The following is a 2,039-nucleotide window of genomic DNA, read 5'->3' as shown; positions in this document are numbered from 1 at the left end:
TTACCAAGGAGGTGCTCTACCACCTGAGCTACACGGGCGTTAAGAATTATACTTTATACTACCTGTAAAGTTATACCCATCCTGTCTAACACACTTTTTGAAACTTCATCATAGTGTGAAAATTCCATGACATAAGTTCCACGTCCTTGAGTTAAAGATCGTAACACAGTTGCATAACCAAACATCTCGGATAAAGGCACATTAGCTTGAATATGATATATATGTCCTTTGGCTTCTACATTAATAATTTTGCCTCTACGAAGATTAAAATCTGACAATACCTCTCCTAAGTACTCATCAAACGTAGTAACTTCTACTTTCATTATTGGCTCTAATAACTTTGCTTTTACATTCCTGTATGCATTTTTAATAGCAATTTCTGAAGCAATTTTAAAAGCCACTTCAGATGAATCAACTTCATGATATGACCCATCTATTAAAGCTACTTCCAAATCTATCACAGGATATCCTAACAATGGACCACACTCTAATGCTTCTCTTACTCCACTTTCAATTGATGGAATATATTCTTTAGGAATAACACCTCCTTTTATTTTATTTACAAATCTTACTCCCGAATTTCTTGGTAAAGGAGTCAATTCTAAAACCACATGTCCATACTGACCTTTACCTCCAGTTTGTTTAATGTACTTTCCTTCTTCTATAACTTTGTCAACTATATACTCCCTATAAGCAACCTGAGGTTTAGAAGTCCTCACTTCAACATTATATTCTCTTTTAAGTCTGTCGACCACAATTTCCAGATGCAACTCACCCATGCCAGCTATAATAGTTTCACCTGTTTCTTGATCTACTTTTACTTTTAAAGTAGGATCCTCTTCTAACAAATTACTTAAACCATAAGAAAATCTTTCTTCATCTAATTTTGTCTTAGGTTCTATCTTTTCCCATATCACAGGTTCAGGTATACTTATTTTCTCTACAATTATAGGATGTTTTTTTTCACATATTGTATCTCCAGTGGTAAAATTTCTAAGACCTATCAGACCAACAATATCTCCAAAATATGCTTCCTTTATGTCTTCTTTTTGTTGAGCATGAAGACGAACAATCCTACCAACTCTTTCTGTCTTATCAGTTCTTGGATTATATATCAAATCATTAACTCTTATTTTCCCAGAATATATCCTAGTGTATAACAATTTACCAAAATACTTATCCATTTGAACTTTAAAAATTAAACCACATAAAAACTCATTTTCTGATTTTTTAATCGGCTTTTTTTGTAAAGTATCTACATCTAAACCTTCTACTTTGCATTCTAAAGGAGACGGAAGATATTTACATATTCCATCCAATAACAACTGTATCCCACGATTCTTATATGCTGAACCACAAAAAACAGGCACCACTTTATTATTTACAGTAAATTTCCTTACGGAAACATCTAATTCTTCAGAAGATATCTCCTCATTATTCAAATATTTATCTGCTATATGGTCATCAAAATCTGCTAAAGTTTCTATAAGTTTTTTCTTATATAATTTTGCTTTTTCTAAATATTCTTTAGGAATTTCTATTCTGTGAAAAACTTTTCCTTCTTCATCGTCCCAAATATATCCACACATCTCTATTAAATCTATTATACCAACAAACTCATCTGCTTCTCCTATTGGAAGTTGCAAAACTAAAGGCACAGCACCTAACTTCTTCTTGATCTGATTAACAGTATCTTCAAAATTTGCTCCTATCCTATCCATCTTGTTCACAAAAACAATTTTTGAAACATTATATTTATCTGCCTGATGCCAAACTGTTTCCGATTGAGGTTCTACCCCGTTAGCCGCATCAAATATCACAACACACCCATCTAAAACCCTTAAACTTCTTTCTACTTCAACAGTAAAATCAACATGTCCAGGAGTATCAATAATGTTTATTTGATAATCCTTCCACACACAATAAGTAGCTGCTGAAGTAATTGTAATACCTCTTTCTTTTTCCTGAGGCATCCAATCCATAGTAGCTGTTCCATCATTTACTTCACCCATCTTATAAATTCTACCAGTATAATATAA

General features: G+C 32.7%; 1 protein-coding gene. It reads right to left on the bottom strand.

The window, feature by feature from the left end; all coding sequences use genetic code 11:
* Nucleotides 1–53 precede the first annotated feature (53 nt).
* Nucleotides 54–2,039: elongation factor G (fusA, locus tag N2712_07935; protein MCX8029906.1), on the bottom strand; the 1,986-nt coding region annotated here is incomplete at its 5' end.

It is taken from the genome of Brevinematales bacterium, from assembly GCA_026415355.1.
Lineage (GTDB): Bacteria > Spirochaetota > Brevinematia > DTOW01 > DTOW01 > SKYB106.
This window is presented reverse-complemented; position numbering and strand designations above follow the sequence as displayed.